The organism is Rhodococcus sp. JVH1 (genome assembly GCF_000280725.2).
In the GTDB taxonomy this organism is placed as follows: domain Bacteria; phylum Actinomycetota; class Actinomycetes; order Mycobacteriales; family Mycobacteriaceae; genus Rhodococcus_F; species Rhodococcus_F jostii_A.
On record NZ_CP166289.1, the window covers coordinates 6,460,001 to 6,474,733 of the forward strand.

16 protein-coding genes and 2 rRNA genes (1 of these 18 running past the window's edge) are annotated in these 14,733 nt (G+C 66.9%); 9 read left to right on the forward strand and 9 right to left on the reverse strand.

What is annotated here, in order from left to right; translation table 11 throughout:
• Nucleotides 1-1,195: ribosomal RNA gene (locus JVH1_RS30015) — 23S ribosomal RNA — on the forward strand (it extends 1,941 nt beyond the left edge of the window).
• A gap of 133 nt (nucleotides 1,196-1,328) precedes the next feature.
• Nucleotides 1,329-1,445: ribosomal RNA gene (rrf, locus tag JVH1_RS30020) — 5S ribosomal RNA — on the forward strand.
• An 82-nt stretch (nucleotides 1,446-1,527) separates the two neighbouring features.
• Here rrf and JVH1_RS30025 read toward each other — a convergent pair.
• The gene (locus tag JVH1_RS30025) at nucleotides 1,528-3,132 is read right to left on the reverse strand and encodes a CdaR family transcriptional regulator (RefSeq protein ID WP_043778438.1); all 1,605 of its coding nucleotides are present in this window, start codon (nucleotides 3,130-3,132) and stop codon (nucleotides 1,528-1,530) included.
• A gap of 140 nt (nucleotides 3,133-3,272) precedes the next feature.
• Between JVH1_RS30025 and JVH1_RS30030 the strand changes: the two genes are divergently transcribed.
• Nucleotides 3,273-3,647 (forward strand): UBP-type zinc finger domain-containing protein, encoded by a 375-nt coding sequence (locus JVH1_RS30030; protein ID WP_009474161.1) that lies wholly within the window; start codon nucleotides 3,273-3,275, stop codon nucleotides 3,645-3,647.
• Here the strand turns inward: JVH1_RS30030 and JVH1_RS30035 are convergent.
• Complete coding sequence (locus JVH1_RS30035; protein ID WP_009474160.1) at nucleotides 3,613-4,386, reverse strand: SWIM zinc finger family protein; 774 nt, start codon at nucleotides 4,384-4,386, stop codon at nucleotides 3,613-3,615. The two genes, JVH1_RS30030 and JVH1_RS30035, sit on opposite strands and share 35 nt — an antisense overlap.
• 175 nt (nucleotides 4,387-4,561) lie before the next feature.
• On the opposite strand from JVH1_RS30035, the gene JVH1_RS30040 reads away from it, so the two are divergent.
• Nucleotides 4,562-5,344 carry a TetR/AcrR family transcriptional regulator gene (locus tag JVH1_RS30040; RefSeq protein WP_043778434.1) on the forward strand — a complete coding sequence of 261 codons (783 nt, stop codon included), beginning with the start codon at nucleotides 4,562-4,564 and terminating at the stop codon, nucleotides 5,342-5,344.
• Here the strand turns inward: JVH1_RS30040 and JVH1_RS30045 are convergent.
• Nucleotides 5,291-6,892: an adenylate/guanylate cyclase domain-containing protein gene (locus JVH1_RS30045; RefSeq protein WP_011594468.1), complete on the reverse strand. Its 1,602-nt coding sequence runs from the start codon at nucleotides 6,890-6,892 to the stop codon at nucleotides 5,291-5,293. The genes JVH1_RS30040 and JVH1_RS30045 overlap by 54 nt on opposite strands.
• Before the next feature lie 36 nt (nucleotides 6,893-6,928).
• Between JVH1_RS30045 and nucS the strand changes: the two genes are divergently transcribed.
• A complete protein-coding gene (gene nucS, locus JVH1_RS30050; protein ID WP_005248359.1) occupies nucleotides 6,929-7,603 on the forward strand; it encodes an endonuclease NucS in 675 nt (224 codons plus the stop codon).
• Nucleotides 7,604-7,619: 16 nt separating this feature from the next.
• Complete coding sequence (locus JVH1_RS30055) at nucleotides 7,620-7,946, forward strand: hypothetical protein (protein ID WP_011594467.1); 327 nt, start codon at nucleotides 7,620-7,622, stop codon at nucleotides 7,944-7,946.
• On the opposite strand, the gene JVH1_RS30060 is transcribed toward JVH1_RS30055, so the two are convergent.
• A complete protein-coding gene (locus JVH1_RS30060; RefSeq protein WP_009474155.1) occupies nucleotides 7,943-9,028 on the reverse strand; it encodes a hypothetical protein in 1,086 nt (361 codons plus the stop codon). The genes JVH1_RS30055 and JVH1_RS30060 overlap by 4 nt on opposite strands.
• A 68-nt stretch (nucleotides 9,029-9,096) precedes the next feature.
• A complete protein-coding gene (gene mce, locus JVH1_RS30065) occupies nucleotides 9,097-9,570 on the reverse strand; it encodes a methylmalonyl-CoA epimerase (RefSeq protein WP_005248354.1) in 474 nt (157 codons plus the stop codon).
• Nucleotides 9,571-9,664: 94 nt separating this feature from the next.
• On the opposite strand from mce, the gene JVH1_RS30070 reads away from it, so the two are divergent.
• The 3 genes from JVH1_RS30070 to JVH1_RS30080 all read left to right on the forward strand — a co-directional run bounded on the left by JVH1_RS30070 (nucleotide 9,665) and on the right by JVH1_RS30080 (nucleotide 12,330).
• Entirely contained in the window at nucleotides 9,665-10,858 is a 1,194-nt protein-coding gene (locus JVH1_RS30070; RefSeq protein ID WP_009474154.1) for an acetyl-CoA C-acetyltransferase, read from the forward strand.
• A 64-nt stretch (nucleotides 10,859-10,922) separates the two neighbouring features.
• On the forward strand, nucleotides 10,923-11,294 hold the full coding sequence (locus JVH1_RS30075; RefSeq protein WP_009474153.1) for a DUF3817 domain-containing protein: 372 nt from the start codon (nucleotides 10,923-10,925) through the stop codon (nucleotides 11,292-11,294).
• Nucleotides 11,295-11,412: 118 nt separating this feature from the next.
• The gene (locus tag JVH1_RS30080; RefSeq protein WP_043778459.1) at nucleotides 11,413-12,330 is read left to right on the forward strand and encodes a tetratricopeptide repeat protein; all 918 of its coding nucleotides are present in this window, start codon (nucleotides 11,413-11,415) and stop codon (nucleotides 12,328-12,330) included.
• 71 nt (nucleotides 12,331-12,401) lie between these two features.
• On the opposite strand, the gene JVH1_RS30085 is transcribed toward JVH1_RS30080, so the two are convergent.
• The 4 genes from JVH1_RS30085 to JVH1_RS30100 form a co-directional block, all read right to left on the reverse strand.
• Complete coding sequence (locus JVH1_RS30085) at nucleotides 12,402-12,716, reverse strand: glucarate transporter (RefSeq protein ID WP_009474151.1); 315 nt, start codon at nucleotides 12,714-12,716, stop codon at nucleotides 12,402-12,404.
• Entirely contained in the window at nucleotides 12,713-12,955 is a 243-nt protein-coding gene (locus JVH1_RS30090; RefSeq protein ID WP_009474150.1) for a hypothetical protein, read from the reverse strand. The genes JVH1_RS30085 and JVH1_RS30090 overlap by 4 nt, the downstream gene beginning before the upstream one ends.
• A complete protein-coding gene (locus JVH1_RS30095; protein ID WP_009474149.1) occupies nucleotides 12,952-13,215 on the reverse strand; it encodes an MFS transporter in 264 nt (87 codons plus the stop codon). The genes JVH1_RS30090 and JVH1_RS30095 overlap by 4 nt, the downstream gene beginning before the upstream one ends.
• 64 nt (nucleotides 13,216-13,279) lie before the next feature.
• Entirely contained in the window at nucleotides 13,280-14,701 is a 1,422-nt protein-coding gene (locus JVH1_RS30100) for a neutral zinc metallopeptidase (protein ID WP_043778431.1), read from the reverse strand.
• Nucleotides 14,702-14,733 lie beyond the last annotated feature (32 nt).

Genomic DNA, 14,733 nt, shown 5'->3' on the forward strand with positions numbered 1-14,733 from the left:
CTCGTCCGGTGATCACTCTTGCAGTGTGAGCTGGGTGGGGCCGCAGAGACCAGTGAGAAGCGACTGTTTACTAAAAACACAGGTCCGTGCGAAGTCGTAAGACGATGTATACGGACTGACGCCTGCCCGGTGCTGGAAGGTTAAGAGGACCGGTTAGCCACTTCGGTGGCGAAGCTGAGAATTTAAGCCCCAGTAAACGGCGGTGGTAACTATAACCATCCTAAGGTAGCGAAATTCCTTGTCGGGTAAGTTCCGACCTGCACGAATGGCGTAACGACTTCTCAGCTGTCTCAACCATAGACTCGGCGAAATTGCATTACGAGTAAAGATGCTCGTTACGCGCGGCAGGACGAAAAGACCCCGGGACCTTCACTACAGCTTGGTATTGGTGTTCGGTTCGGTTTGTGTAGGATAGGTGGGAGACTGTGAAGCGCTCACGCCAGTGAGTGTGGAGTCGTTGTTGAAATACCACTCTGATCGTATTGGACCTCTAACCTCGGACCATGATCTGGTTCAGGGACAGTGCCTGGTGGGTAGTTTAACTGGGGCGGTTGCCTCCCAAAATGTAACGGAGGCGCCCAAAGGTTCCCTCAGCCTGGTTGGCAATCAGGTGTCGAGTGCAAGTGCACAAGGGAGCTTGACTGTGAGACTGACAGGTCGAGCAGGGACGAAAGTCGGGACTAGTGATCCGGCACCGGCAAGTGGAAGCGGTGTCGCTCAACGGATAAAAGGTACCCCGGGGATAACAGGCTGATCTTCCCCAAGAGTCCATATCGACGGGATGGTTTGGCACCTCGATGTCGGCTCGTCGCATCCTGGGGCTGGAGTAGGTCCCAAGGGTTGGGCTGTTCGCCCATTAAAGCGGCACGCGAGCTGGGTTTAGAACGTCGTGAGACAGTTCGGTCTCTATCCGCCGCGCGCGTTAGAAACTTGAGGAAGGCTGTCCCTAGTACGAGAGGACCGGGACGGACGAACCTCTGGTGTGCCAGTTGTTCCACCAGGAGCACCGCTGGTTAGCTACGTTCGGAAGGGATAACCGCTGAAAGCATCTAAGCGGGAAGCCTGTTCCAAGATGAGGTTTCTCACCCCCTCGAGGGGGTAAGGCCCCCGGCAGACCACCGGGTTGATAGGCCAGAACTGGAAGTCCGGTAACGGATGCAGGTGACTGGTACTAATAGGCCGAGGACTTACCACAAAGAAGCTACGCGTCCACTGTGCAGTATCTGAAACAACACACACGTTTCAGAACAGAAGAAAGAAGAACACCCCCACCACAGAAGTGGTGATGTGTGTCTTCGCTGATGTTCCGTGTGACAGTTTCATAGAGTTACGGCGGCCATAGCGGAGGGGAAACGCCCGGTCCCATTCCGAACCCGGAAGCTAAGCCCTCCAGCGCCGATGGTACTGCACCCGACAGGGTGTGGGAGAGTAGGACACCGCCGAACATCCGTTACCGAAAGCCCCCCAACCTTGTTGGGGGGCTTTCGGCCTTCCCGGGTCACGAACACCCGTGCCGCACACGTCCTTTCACCCCGGCGCACCGCCGGCCAGGACCTGCAGTGCGCGGGACGCCAGATGAAGATTCAGGCGTGTGTCGACGCTGCGCAGATCACGCCCCGTCAATTCGTGAATGCGGGACATCCGGTATCGCAGGGTGCTGCGGTGGATCCTGAGAGCCTGTGCAGTTTCGTCATACTTGCCACCGCATTCGAGGTACTGGGCCAGCGTTGCCGTCATCGTGCTGCGGTGTTCCCGGTCGTAGGCGAGCAACGGGCCGAGCCATTCCTGCACGAATGCCTCGACGTCTCCGGTGCTGCTGTGCGAGTCGAGGATGCGGTAGACGCCGAGTTCGTCGAACAGCGCCACGCCGCGGGGCGACAGCGACTGCTTTCTGATCTCCAGCGCCCGTATCGCGTGGGTATACGAGTCGGGTAGACCACTGGGGGAGGTGCATTCGGATCCGACACCGATCACTCCGACCGCGGGACCGAGCGATTTCTCCAATGCCGTGAAGATGATGTTCACATCTGTCTTTGCGTCCATGACGGCGGCGAGGATCCCGGTTCGGTGTTCGTTGCCGTGGACGAGGAGGGCCGACGAGTCGGCGGATGTCAGGTGGCGCCGGAAGGCTTCCGTGACGGACTCGACGGGCGTGTCCGGCCCCCAGCGCACTGCCAGGACGCGTTGCGGCGTGTGCAGGTCGTAGCCGAGTGCGTCGGCCCGCGAGTAGGCGCTGTCGTCGTCGGTGCCGGCAAGCAGGTCGGCGCCCAGGTCGCGACTGAGCCGTGCCTCCGTCTCGGCGAGTGATCTGCGGTGCGACATGTCGATGGCGAGCATCGTCGCGGCGTGTTCGAGGGCGACCGTGTCGAGGTCGGTTGCCCGATGTTCCGGGTCCGACAGAAACAGGACGCCGAGAAGTGTCTGGCCGGGCCGGACTATCTGCACGATCCGGTTGTCGTTCCGCAGCGGGCGCCCTTCCATCGCGGCACGGCGCAGGACGTCGACCCGGTTCCCGCCGCCGATCTTGCGGTACCGAAGGGCCTTGTCCGGGCCGGCCCACACGCGCAGATTGCCGAAGGCGTCCTCGATCCCGACGGCGAGTCCGGTCACCTGGTGGAGTGTCTCGGCTATGGCGGCCTCGTCGGCGCCGGTCGCGGCGAGGCGCCCGAACGTGTCGTGGATCTTCGCTTCCTCCTCCAGCCGCACGGCCCGCGCTCCGAGCGCGGCGATCTCGTCCGCGGCCTCGCGCAAGTGACGTTCCTGTGTGGCTGCCCGTGATCGTAGCGATGCGGCGCGCAGGGCAGACCCCGTGTGCTGAATGAGCAGCTCGAGCAGGGTGGCCTGCACCGGGGTCGGCGGGTAGTCGGCCCGGAGGGTGAGCGACACCGGCCTCGACCACGAATCGTCGAGCAGCACGCGGTGACGCCAGACGTCGTCGGATTCGTCCGTCGGAGCCGATACGGATTCCACCATGAAGGGACCGAGTTCAGGGAGAGCTTCGACCAGCAGGGCGAGGATCTCGTCGCGATTCCCGCAGTCGTGCATGTGCGCGGTGACGGCCACGACCGCGGACAGGTTCGTCGCCCGCGGCGTGTGGTCCACCCTCGGTTCTGGGGCTGCTTCCAGATCCATGGCTTGGAACTACCCCGTTTTGCGCCGTCGAAACCGGGACGCTGTCCGCTGAGGCCAGATTTCGGGGGATTCTTTCGTTCCGCTGTGACCATGTGGCGAGACGGATCAGCCGCCAATCTTGGTTACTGAGGGGTGGCAATATGACCCAATCCAATAATTGGCACGATCCCGATCTGAACATGATTCGCGATGTCGTCGCGCACACGTCGGACGGGTGCGAGGGCTGTCTCGCACTCGGCACCCGCTGGGAGCACCTGATGTTGTGCCTGACGTGCGGCTATGTCGGATGCAGCGACGGATCACCGATGCGGCACGCGCGACACCACGCCGAACGCAGCGGTCATCCGATAGTCCAGTCGCTTCACGCGGGGGACAACTGGCGCTGGTGCTTCGTGCACGACGCCCAGATCTGCACGCCGTATCCGGCGACCGGGGCCCGGGTGGTCGCACCGAGCCTGGTGCCCGGACCGTCGGACGACCTCAGACACGGTCTCCGTATCGCGAAATCGCAGTGACGATCGCAGACCAGACGGCGTCCGCCTGAATCTCCGGGGGAGCGTCGTCGAGCCAGCGTGGGCGCACCGGGGTTCCGCCGGAACGCGGCGGCGCCGGAAGCGGTCCGGGAACCGCGGAGTAGGCGTCCGACGCCGGCACCGGGGAGTGCGAAGCGTCGAACGAGGAACGGGACGTCTCCTCGTGCCCGCCGTGCCTGAGTTGGAGAACCTCCTGTCCCTCCCGTCCGCGCAGGAGGAAGAAGAGCAGCGGGTCGTCGTCGAGCACCCACGCGGCCTGATACAGCACCGCGGCAGCGTGGCGGCACGGCACGTCCCACTCCTCGCAGGTGCACGTCGCGTCGGCATCGAACATCGACGGTACGAGGGACACGTCGACGGCAGCGAGGTCGTCGTCGAGTTCGCGAGGGAGCATCCCACTCGACAACTGGGCGACGTGACCGCTCCGCGACGCGAGGGTGGCGAGCACCGCGCCCCACTGGCGCTCGTCCAGCTGGTCCACCCGGATCCGCACGTGCAGGCTCTCCTCGTCCGTGTGCACGTCCGCGGAGACGAGCCCGGCCGCGAACGTGAGCGGACCGACCAGTCCGCCACGGGCGTAGGCGCGTCCGCGTTTCAGCGTGTCCGAGTCGAGCACAGCGTGCTCGACGTCGTCGACCCATCGCTGCGCCCACCATGTCCTGCCGCGGGTGCGTCGGCCCTTCTGCGCCGGGAAACGGGGAAGCGTGACGGCGTCGGTCACAGGTCACCTCCGAAGTCGTAGTCGGGGCTCAGAGCCACCAGCCGGGTGAGTTCGCTGTCGGTGGCGAGGATGGGCTCTGCTGTCACTACTGCGCCTTTCGCCTCGTTTACGGTACGCCGTACGTCAACGAGGCGGCGGTCGGAATTGTTCCCGGGCGTCGTGGGAAGATCTCGACATGGGTAGAAGCGCGACACCGGAGGGCGATCCCGCCCGCACCATGGAGCTGCTGTGGGGCGGCGGCAGCACGCCGATCTCGCGCCCCCGCAACGGGAAGCCGGGCCTGACCCTCGACCGGATCGTCGAGACCGCCGTGTCCGTCGCGGATGCGGAAGGGCTGGACGCAGTCTCGATGCGCCGCCTCGCATCCGAGCTCGGCGCCGGGGCGATGTCGTTGTACACGCACGTTCCCGGAAAGACGGAACTGGTGGAGGTGATGCTCGATCGCGCGCTGTCCACACTCGAGCCGGCCGACGACGCCGATGAGGGGTGGCGCGAGCGTCTCGCGGCCGCCGCTCACGACTACTTCCACCTGCTGTGCGCCCGCCCGTGGATGCTCGGCGTCGTCGCGCTGAGCCGGCCGGTTCTGGGGCCCGGCGGGATGGCCAAGTACGAGCGGGAACTACGTGCGGTCGAGGGGCTGGGACTGTCGGACCTCGACATGGACTCCGTCGTCACGCTTCTCGACAGTTTCGTCGCGGGCGCGGCGCGCGCCGCGGTGGATGCGGCTGCGCTCGCCGCCCAGGGGGAGGCGGACAGTGAATGGTGGCAGCGCGTCGCTCCGCACTTCGAGAAGGTCTTCGACCCCGACCGGTTCCCGCTGGCCGCCCGGGTCGGGGCCTCGGCGGGGGAACACCACGACGCCGCGTACGTGCCTGCCCACGCCTTCGAATTCGGGCTCACCCGGCTACTCGACGGAGTCGGCGCCCTCATCGTCGACGGCGGAACCGGCGGGGAGTAGTTCGGCGGGAACGGCCAACGTGGTCGGCTCGACACGGCCACGCAGGGTGACGGTGTCGGTGAGTTGCCACCGCCTGCGCTCGTCGTCGGAGGCCGCGTCGATCGCCCGCTCGGACGCGACGACGTGTCCGGACACGTTCTTGGCGAGCTCGGACAACCGCGCCGCCTCGTTGACCGGATCGCCGATCACCGTGTACTCGAAACGTTCGTGGGCGCCGATGTTTCCGGCCACGGCGCGACCCGCCGCCACCCCGATTCCCGCATCGCACTCCGGTACCTCGGCGGTGAGCCGTTCGCGGAGGGCCCGAGCGGCGGAGAGCGCAGCGCCTGCATGGTCGTCGAGCGCCACGGGTGCCCCGAAGATGGCCAGCGCGGCGTCACCTTCGAACTTGTTGACGAACCCGTCTCGCCGATCGACCTCGTCCACGACCACGTTGAAGAACCGGTTGAGCAGGTCCACGACTTCCGCGGGCGACCGGGTGGCCGCGATCGTGGTGGACCCGATGATGTCGACGAACAGGACCGCCACGTCACGTTCCTCCCCGCCGAGTTCGGGGTTGCGGAGGAGAGCCTGGGACGCGACCTCCTGCCCGACGTGGCGACCGAACAGGTCGCGGATCCGCTCACGTTCGCGGAGTCCCTCGGCCATCCGGTTGAACCCGGTCTGCAGCGCGCCGAGTTCGGTGCCGTCGTACACGACGACCTCGGCATCCAGATCGCCCTCCGCCACCTTCGCCATGCCCAGCGACACCGAGCGGATGGGTGCCTCGGTGGCGCGGACACTGATCACGACCAGCAGCAGGCCGAAGAGCAGGATCACACCACCCAGCGCGAGGATCGACACCGCGAGGCTGGTCGGACTCGCCGGCCGGATGAAACTGAAGATCGCGATGAGCATCAGACCGAGCACGGGAACACCGGTCCCGAGGATCCACGCCAGCGCGGTGCGGCCGGTGATGCCGAGGGTCCGACGGGGTCGTGGCCCGTCCGAGCCCAGTGCCCGGGCGGCGATGGGGCGCAGCGCGAACTCCGTAAGCAGGTAGCAGAACGCGGAGACCGTGATCCCGGCCAACGCGATCGTGAACGCGACCTTCGGAATGGTCTGGGGATCGATGATGCCGTACAGCGTCGTGAAGAACACCAGCCCGATGCCCCACAACGCCGCCTGGACTCGCGTCAGACGCCACGGTGCGCGAAACGCCGCCGACCGGTCGTGGTCGGTGGGCACGTCGTCCTCCGTCGCCCACCGGAGATCCGACACCAGCCGCTTGGTGCCCCACGTCACGCCGACCAGGACCGCGCACAGCACGAAGACGGGCACCGCAACGAAGTTGGCGATCACGAACTCGCTCGACCACACATTCGGGCCGGGGACGACGACACTGACGAGCAGGCAGGTGATCACCGCGCCGACCAGGTTGGTGAACACCAGTGGGGCGGTCAGCAGCAGCTGGACCCGGATCCGGCGCCTGCGGGGACTCTCGTCCGGTGATCCGAGCAACCACGACCCCAGCGGGGCGACGGATCGGCGGGGGCTGCGCATAGTCATTCGAGACTAGTCGGCGCGATCCCTTAGGGTGGGCGGGTGCGCCTAGTGATTGCCAGATGCCGAGTCGACTACGTAGGCCGTTTGACGGCACATCTGCCCACCGCTCGTCGCCTGTTGTTGATCAAGGCAGACGGTTCCGTGAGCATCCACGCCGACGACCGCGCCTACAAGCCGCTGAACTGGATGAGCCCGCCCTGCTGGCTCGTCGAAGACACCGTGGAAGACGCCGAAGCGCTGTGGGTGGTGACCAACAAGGCCGGTGAGGAACTGCGGATCACCATCGAGGAGATCGAGCACGACTCCAGTCACGAACTCGGTGTCGATCCGGGGCTCGTCAAGGACGGTGTCGAGGCACACCTGCAGGAACTGCTCGCCGAACACGTCGAAACGCTCGGCAGCGGTTACACGCTCGTCCGGCGCGAATACATGACGGCCATCGGTCCCGTCGACCTGCTGTGCCGGAACGCCGACGGGGCTTCCGTCGCCGTGGAGATCAAGCGCCGCGGAGACATCGACGGTGTCGAGCAACTCACCCGGTACCTCGAACTGCTCAACCGGGATCCGCTGCTGGCGCCGGTGAGCGGTGTCTTCGCCGCCCAGCAGATCAAGCCGCAGGCCAAAACCCTTGCCACCGATCGCGGAATCCGGTGCCTGGTGCTCGACTACGAAGCGCTGCGCGGCACCGAGAGCACCGAGTTCCGGCTCTTCTGAGGCCTAGGCTGAACCCGTGCCCCGTCGTAAACCGCAGCGGAAGAACACACGCCGCAGTGCGCCCCCGGACACCTCCGAGGGCTCGCTGTTCGGTAGCGCAATGATGCGTCAGGAAGCCGGGCCCGCGGGCTACGCCGACGAGAGCTTCATCGTCCGCACGATCCCCGGGGCCCGGGCCACAAAGTCGTACCGGTGCCCCGGCTGCGATCACGACATCCGGCCGGGCGTCGCCCACCTGGTCACCTGGCCGGCCGAATACGGCGGAGCCGAGGACCGGCGGCACTGGCACACCGGGTGCTGGTCGGGACGCAGCACCCGGGGCCTCACACGCAGGTGGTCCTAGCTTCCCGTCTTCACGGTCCGCTGAGCCACCGGCCGGTTCGCCGGGTTCTTCTCGACGGTGGACAGCACCGCGGTGTCCTCGTCGGAGTTGTCGGTCTCGTCCGCGGAGTTCGTCCCGGACTCGTTCTGCGCGGACTTCCGGTCCGCGGCACCGCCCGATGCCGACTTGCTGTTCGTGTTCTCGTTGGAGCGCTTCTCCGAGTTCGATGCCGCGGTGTCGGGCTGCGCGTCCAGGAGTTCGCTCTCCCGGTTGACCGACGCCAACATTGCCGGAACGGAATCGAGCTGTCCCCGAATTCCCAAGAGCTGCGCCAGGATCCGGCCGCGGAGTACGCGAAGTTCTTCCGCCAGTTCCTTGGCGTGGGCGATCTTGCGCTCCGACTGGTCGGTGGCCGCCTGCAGCCTGCGCTCCGCCTCGTGCGTGGCGTCCGCGAGACGACGCTGCGCCTCGGCCTTGCTGGTGGACTCGAGTTCGTTGACCGCCGTGATCGTCTTCTGGCGGCGCTCGGACATCGCGAGGTCGAAGTCTTCCTGCACCTGCGACCGACGCAGTTCGGCCTCGGCGGCCAGGCGGTCGCGCTCGGACTGAGCGGCCTCGACGATCTTCGCCGCCTCCGTGCGGGCCTTCGCCATCGTCTGCTCGTGCTGAATCTCGAGAGCGCTCCGGCGGTCTTCGAGTTCCGCGACCAGCGACTCGTACTGGCCGCGGAGCTGCGCGCCCTCCTGCTCGGCGACGGAGATCATCTCGGCGGCGTCGGCCTCGGCCTTCGCACGCACCTCGGACGCCTCGTCCGACGCGAGCCGGAGCATGCGCGAGATGCGGTCGCTCATTCCCTCCGCGGTGGTCGGCGGAACGGACAGGCGGTCGACATCCTTGCGCAGATCGTCGATCTCGTCCCGCGCATCGTCCAGCTGCTTGGCGAGATCCCGCGCCTGCGCCGCCGCGGCGTCGCGGTCGGCGGCAGTGACGCGGAGCTCGGCGTCGAATCGCTCGAAGTAGTTGCGTACCTCGTCCCGGTCGAATCCCTTGCGCACGGTGGAAAAGGGAAGGGGGATCGAACCACGGTCCTGCTCGTTTACCATGGCCGCCAATCTACCTGGGCAAAGTAGAACTTGTCTCTGCGCCCGGTACCCGGCGGCCGGCCACACCTCTAGTGGGTCGCCGACGGCTCGACGAGCTCGACGAGAACTCCGCCCGCATCCTTCGGGTGGACGAAGTTGATGCGCGAATCGGCGGTGCCGCGGCGGGGTGCGTCGTACAGCAGCCGCACACCGCGCTCGCGCAACTGGGCGGAGATGGCGTCGATGTCCGTGACGCGGTACGCGAGCTGCTGGAGACCGGGGCCGCTGCGATCGATGAACTTGGCGATGGTCGAGTTCTCGTTCAACGGTGCGAGAAGCTGCAACGCGGTGCTGCCCTCGGGGGAGCCGACGACGCTCAGCATCGCTTCGCGCACGCCCTGCTCCTCGTTCACCTCTTCGTGCGTCGACACCATGCCGAGGTGTTCGGAGTACCACGCGATGGCGGCGTCGAGGTCGGGGACGGCGATGCCGACGTGGTCGATGGCGGTCACCAGGTCCGAGGACAGCGGTGACGTGGTCTGGGTGGGGGAGGACTGTGTCATGGTCCCGACGTTAGCGCTACCGTTTCGGTAGTTCTCGTCGGGATGTGACTTCCGTCGCCCCGCACCTGTCTACTCGTCGCACGCGGAGGAAATCGTGACCAGTTCTGTGATCGTCGCCGGAGCCCGGACCCCGATGGGCCGGTTGCTGGGTTCGTTGAAGGATGTGTCGGGTTCGGATCTGGGTGGGGTGGCGATTCGTGGTGCGCTGGAGAAGGCGGGTGTCGCTCCCGGGCAGGTCGAGTACGTGATCATGGGTCAGGTGCTGACGGCGGGGGCGGGTCAGATCCCGGCGCGGCAGGCCGCGGTGGCCGCGGGGATCGGGATGGATGTGCCGGCCCTGACCATCAACAAGGTGTGCCTGTCGGGGATCGACGCGATCGCACTGGCGGATCAGCTGATCCGGGCCGGCGAGTTCGACGTCGTGGTCGCCGGGGGCCAGGAGTCGATGTCGCGCGCCCCGCACCTGCTGGAGAAGTCGCGGGAGGGTTTCAAGTACGGCGACGTCACGATGCGCGACCACATGGCCTTCGACGGGTTGTACGACATCTTCACCGATCAGGCGATGGGGAGTCTGACCGAGGCGAAGAACGCGGAGGACGGTCAGCGGATCAGCCGCGAGGAGCAGGACGCGTTCGCGGCGGCGTCGCATCAGAAGGCGGCCCGGGCCTGGAAGGACGGGGTGTTCGACGACGAGGTGGTGCCGGTGCCGGTGCCGCAGCGCAAGGGTGATCCGGTGCTGGTCGGCTCCGACGAGGGTGTGCGCGGCGATACGACGGTGGAATCCCTGGCCAGGCTGCGGCCGGCGTTCAGCAAGGACGGCACGGTCACCGCAGGGTCGGCGTCGCAGATCTCCGACGGTGCGGCCGCTGTCGTGGTGATGAGCAAGGCGAAGGCGCAGGAACTCGGGGTGTCGTGGATCGCCGAGATCGGCGCGCACGGGGTGGTGGCGGGTCCGGATTCGACGTTGCAGTCGCAGCCGGCGCGGGCCATCGCGAAGGCGTGCGCCAAGGAGGGCATCGACCCGAAGGATCTGGATCTGGTGGAGATCAACGAGGCGTTCGCGGCGGTGGGGATCGCGTCGACACGGGAGTTGGGGTTGGATCCGGAGATCGTGAACGTCAACGGCGGGGCGATCGCGATGGGGCATCCGCTGGGGATGTCGGGGGCGCGGATCGCGTTGCATCTGGCGTTGGAGTTGCGTCGTCGCGGCGGGGGTGTGGGCGCTGCGGCACTGTGCGGTGGTGGCGGTCAGGGTGACGCTTTGATCGTCCGCGTCCCCAAGGCGTGACACGACGACAGTCCGTGGTGGTGTATCTCACACCACTACGGACTGTCGTAGATGGTCGGGCACAATGGTCGGCATGGCGAACGTCTTCGATCTCAGCACCACGGCCACGCGCTTCCGATTTGTCGCAATTCTGGAGGCCTTCACCTGGCTCGGCCTCCTCATCGGCATGGCCTTCAAGTACCTGCCTGCCGACGGCAACGAGATCGGCGTGAAGATCTTCGGCCCCATCCACGGCGGCGTCTTCGTCCTGTACCTGCTCATCTCGCTGTGGACCGCCCGCAAGCTGAGCTGGAATCTGGTCACCACCTTCTGGGCGCTCGTTGCCAGCGTTCCGCCGTTCGGCACCGTCGTGTTCGAGGTCTGGGCGGCCCGCACCGGCCGGATGGGCGAACTGTCCCGGTCGAGCGCAGCGAAGAGCGAACCGTCGCTCGTCTGATCCACTCCGTGGTAGGCGCGGCCCGCATTCCGGTGCGCGCTCAAATCGTGACAAACTGGTGGACGTGACTCGACCAGGTTCTCGTCCGTCAGCGCGTTCCTCAGCAGTGGCCGCGGCCATGAGCGGAGCAGTCGATCTCTCCGCCCTCAAGGAGCGTGCGGCCGCTCCGCCCCCGCCGGCGTCCGCACCCTCCGGGGACGGCGCCGCTCCGGCCGCACCCGGGAGTACCGGACTCGCCCCCGTCATCGACGTCACCGAGGCGACGTTCGAGGCGGAGGTGCTCGTCCGGTCCCAGCAGGTCCCGGTGGTCGTCGACCTGTGGGCCACCTGGTGCGAGCCGTGCAAACAACTCTCACCCCTGCTCGAAAAGCTGGCACGCGAGGCCGGCGGCACCTGGGTGCTCGCCAAGGTCGACGTCGATGCCAACCCGCGTATCGCGCAGGCCTTCGGCGTCCAGTCCGTCCCGACCGTCGTCGCCATCGCCGGCGGGCAGCCGCTCGCCGACTTCCAGGGCGCTCAGCCCGAACCACAACTGCGTCAGTGGCTCGCCGCCGTCCAGCAGGCAACCGCCGGAAAGCTGTCCGGACCGCCGGCCGCGGACGGGAACGCGGACGAGCCCGAGCCGGAGGACCCGCGCTTCGTCGCCGCCGAGGCCGCGCTCGACGAAGGCGACCTGTCGGCAGCCGAAGCCGAGTTCCAGAAGATCCTCGACGAGGAACCGGCCAACGCCGAAGCGCAGGGCGCGATCCGCCAAGTGCGTTTCCTAGCCCGCGTGCAGTCCGTCGATCCCGGTGCCGTCGCTGCCGCGGACGCCGCCCCGGACGACATCGACGCCCAGCTGCAGGCCGCGGACGTCGAGGTCTACTCCCAGGCCCCGGACGCGGCGTTCGCCCGCCTCATCGGTGTCGTCGCCCGCAGCGCCGGCGACGACAAGACGCGGGTACGGACTCGCCTGCTGGAACTGTTCGAACTGTTCGACCCGGCCGAACCGGTCGTCATGACCGCCCGCCGGAAACTCGCCGCCGCACTGTACTGACGAGAAACCAGGACTGACGAGAAAACCGGGGTGAGCGCTCTCGGCACTCACCCCGGTCACCCGTCCGGCGGTCAGCTCCGCACGTGCTCCACCCGTCCGACCAGGAAGACGTACGACGCGATCCCGACTGCGGTCACCACGGTCATGTAAACGAATCCCGGCGCGAAGCTGACGTCGGTGACGAGCAACCCGATCACGATGGGTGTCGCGATCGCCGACAGGTTGCCGATGAAGTTGAACATTCCACCGGTGAGCCCGAGCAGTCGTTCCGGCGCGAGTGCCGACACCAGCGACCACGTGATCGACGCGAGTCCGTTGCCGAAGAACGCGATGGACAGGAACACGATCACCATCGCGGTCGAATCGGTGAAGTTGGCGCCGATCATCGCGACGTCAGCAACAGGCCCACGATGATCGGGCCCTTGCGGGCAACTCCGCGAGACACTCCCTTGCGCAGCAGGAAGTCGGAGAAGACTCCGGAGAACAGCACGCCCACGAGTGCCGCGACGAACGGCAGCGAGGCGAGGAATCCGGACTTGATGTAATCCATGTCCCGGTACTCGACGAGGTACCTGGGGAACAATTTGCGCCGGCCGAGGACGGTGGCGACACCGTTCCGGGTCACGGCCGGACGTTCGGGCTGCTGCTCGTCCAGGAGGTCGACGAGTCCGCCGCCGCGTCGCGGATCAGGTCGATCTCGGCGTCGTTCGCCCGCGAATCGCGTGGCTCGCGACGGAACGCGTACCACACGGCACCCCAGATCGCCCCGATCGTTCCGGTCACGATGAAGACCGAGTGCCAGGACAGCACGGACTGCAGCCAGGACAGGAAGGGAGTGAGCAGGGCCAGTCCGATGAACTGCCCGGACGTGTAGAAGCCGATCACCGTCGCACGCTCGGCTACCGGGAGATCTGACGCAGCGGTCGGGGGACGTCACGTGGTGGGACGGTCAGCGGTAGCGGCCCTCGCAGGCCTGCTCACCGCCGAGCACTCCGGTGCGGAACGCGTCCACCCGGGAGAATCCGCTCGGCACGGTCTCCCCGCTGACGTCACTGGCGGCGAGACCGTCGGTGAGCAGCCCCGACACGGCCTCGTCGAGGTCGCCGGGGGACAACCACACGCTGCCCGCCTCCAGGGTGGCGGGACTGTCCGGGCTCAACGCGCTGGTGACGACGCCGGACAGGCAGGCGGCTCGCAGCGCGGTCTGGGGTGAGTGCAGATCGTTGCCCCGGTCCCGCTGCAACGCCAGGGTGTACCGCGAGGCGAGCAGGACGTACGCGTTGTAGTCGCCGGTGAGCTTGGTCTGGAAGAGTTCCCGCCTGCCCGGACGGCCCGGTGTGCCGCGTTCGGCGAGGGCGTCGACACTGACGCCGATCGTGTTGGTGGCCGGGCAGTACGACACCGGTTCGGTCGCGTCGGCGTCCGCGCAGTCGAGGTCGGCACCGTCGAGTTGCAGCGTGGGGGGATCGCTGAGATCGAAGATCTGCTGGAAGGACGTGAAGAACGCCTCGAGCGACTCCTCGGTGACAGGGAGTTCGCCGTCGTCGCTCTCGTCGGCGAACCGCTGAGGCAGATCCGCGCGACGCGAGTCGATCTCCTTCTCGTCGATGCGCGTGCACGGCGCCGGACCGTCCGTGAAACCGATCTGGGTGGCGGTCACACGTTCGAACGCCGAGCCGTGCACGTTGTCGGGATCGTTCGGGTCGGTGTCCCCGATCGCGACCGCGGACGCGAGCACCTTGTTCAGCCCGTCCGACGTGTTCAGCGTGAAGTGGGTCGCCTTGTCTTCCGCGATATACCGCATGAACGCCCCCGCGAAGCAGTCGGCCTGCTGTTCCCGCACGATGCCACCGCCCACGTTCTCGTCGGCGATTCCCGCCTTCGTCTGGACGGCGTGCCCGTACTCGTGCGCGAGAACGAAGACGGCGGCGACGACACCGAACTTCTCCACGACCTCGGGCAGCAGCAGCGCCCGGTCCCAGCCGATCGTGTGGTCGGTGCTGCAGTAGCCGGCGTTGAGGAGTTCCTCGGTGCTGTCCCCACAGAAGCGCGGGCTGTCGGAGTCGCGCGGATCCCAGGAGATCAGTTCCTCGACCGGCTCGAAGTTGCGCTGGAACAGCGCCGGGAACTCGGTGCGCCAGTAGTCCTCGATGTCGCTGACCGCGTTGGCGGCCATCGTGTCGATGTCACCGCCGTCGGTGCCGGTGACGGGGAGGTCGGCGTCGGGCACGCCCTTGCGGGCACCGCTCGGACCCGACGTGGCATCGAGGCCCGCCACCTTGAACGGATCGTCGTAGATGGACGCGGCCTCACCGTCCACCGAGCGCGTGCACCCGGACAGGACGACCGCAGTCACGGCCAGAACGCCCATGCTCGCAGCCCACTGCCGACGTCGGGTCAGCA

Coding starts and splice junctions, on each gene's coding strand:
- JVH1_RS30100 (WP_043778431.1), bottom strand. CDS start 14,701: ATGGGCGTTCTGGCCGTGACTGCGGTCGTCCTGTCCGGGTGCACGCGC.
- JVH1_RS30080 (WP_043778459.1), top strand. CDS start 11,413: ATGAGCGGAGCAGTCGATCTCTCCGCCCTCAAGGAGCGTGCGGCCGCT.
- JVH1_RS30045 (WP_011594468.1), bottom strand. CDS start 6,892: ATGACTATGCGCAGCCCCCGCCGATCCGTCGCCCCGCTGGGGTCGTGG.
- JVH1_RS30030 (WP_009474161.1), top strand. CDS start 3,273: ATGACCCAATCCAATAATTGGCACGATCCCGATCTGAACATGATTCGC.
- mce (WP_005248354.1), bottom strand. CDS start 9,570: ATGACACAGTCCTCCCCCACCCAGACCACGTCACCGCTGTCCTCGGAC.
- JVH1_RS30025 (WP_043778438.1), bottom strand. CDS start 3,132: ATGGATCTGGAAGCAGCCCCAGAACCGAGGGTGGACCACACGCCGCGG.
- JVH1_RS30075 (WP_009474153.1), top strand. CDS start 10,923: ATGGTCGGCATGGCGAACGTCTTCGATCTCAGCACCACGGCCACGCGC.
- JVH1_RS30085 (WP_009474151.1), bottom strand. CDS start 12,716: ATGATCGGCGCCAACTTCACCGATTCGACCGCGATGGTGATCGTGTTC.
- JVH1_RS30040 (WP_043778434.1), top strand. CDS start 4,562: ATGGGTAGAAGCGCGACACCGGAGGGCGATCCCGCCCGCACCATGGAG.
- JVH1_RS30060 (WP_009474155.1), bottom strand. CDS start 9,028: ATGGTAAACGAGCAGGACCGTGGTTCGATCCCCCTTCCCTTTTCCACC.